The organism is Paenibacillus luteus, from assembly GCF_006542765.1.
GTDB classification, from domain to species: Bacteria; Bacillota; Bacilli; order Paenibacillales; family Paenibacillaceae; genus Pristimantibacillus; species Pristimantibacillus luteus.
This window is the reverse complement of record NZ_SKCD01000079.1, coordinates 1-876: the sequence shown is the minus strand read 5'-3', so window position 1 is coordinate 876 and position 876 is coordinate 1. Positions and strand designations below refer to the sequence as shown.

Annotated in this window: 1 protein-coding gene; it reads right to left on the bottom strand. The window is 51.9% G+C overall.

Features of this window, described 5'->3' with window-relative positions; genetic code table 11:
• Positions 1-154: 154 nt before the first annotated feature.
• The coding region (locus tag E0496_RS33395; RefSeq protein ID WP_141506243.1) for a transposase at positions 155-876 on the bottom strand (722 nt) is incomplete at its 5' end.

The window sequence follows — 876 nt, the reverse complement described above, 5'->3', positions numbered from 1 at the left end:
ATGCCCTTTCATTCCTTCGTTACGCCTTTCCAGAGGGTGGAGGCCGGTAATCCTAACGGTACGGGTCTATGCCCTTTTGTTTAATGCAATCCGGTACTCCGTGCAATCTTGAAATCCTGCGAATAAGCCAATTTTTGTGCGGAGCGTGAAGCGATTAAGCAACCTGTTTCATAGGCAGAGCTCGATTCGGTTCGTAAGCTTCACCGCTGCGAGCTATGGCAACCAGAATGCGAGCCAGCTTGCCGCAAAGCTTCATCACTGAGCGCATGGGCTTCATGCTTTTCGTCCTTACATTCACTTCGTGCTGTCGTTTAAACGTTTCATCGTTCATAATAAGGGCCATGGTTGCCATGAATAGCGCATGCCTAAGCCTTGGTCGACCACGTTTGCTGATGGACATTTGGCCCTTCCACTTACCTGAACTTGCTTCAGCTAGGTTGAGACCGGCATGCCACAACAACGCATTGCCATGTGTATAGCCGCTGAGGTCGCCAGCTTCACCCAGAATGGCGGCGACTGACAGGATGCTAATCCCCTTAATGGCCATCAACGGCTCGGCAAGCGGGATCCAGACCAATGTAGCCGCGACTTCATCCTCGATGACCTGCAACTGATCCATAGCTAGATCATATTCAGCCAGCAGCTGTTGTAGATGAAGCTTGTAGGTTTTCTCTGCATGCTTGGCGCCGACGGAGCGAGCTGCCAGCGCCAGTAGCTCACCAGCTCTTCGTTCACCGCTATGCCGTTTCATGATTGTTTTCCAGTCGTCGATTACCTGGCGTACAGTTAACTTTCGAAGATCGGCAGGCGTTGGAAAGAGCCGCAGTGTGGCGAGCGACCCGGATCCAATGAGGTGCTTATATACCTGCCTCTGTT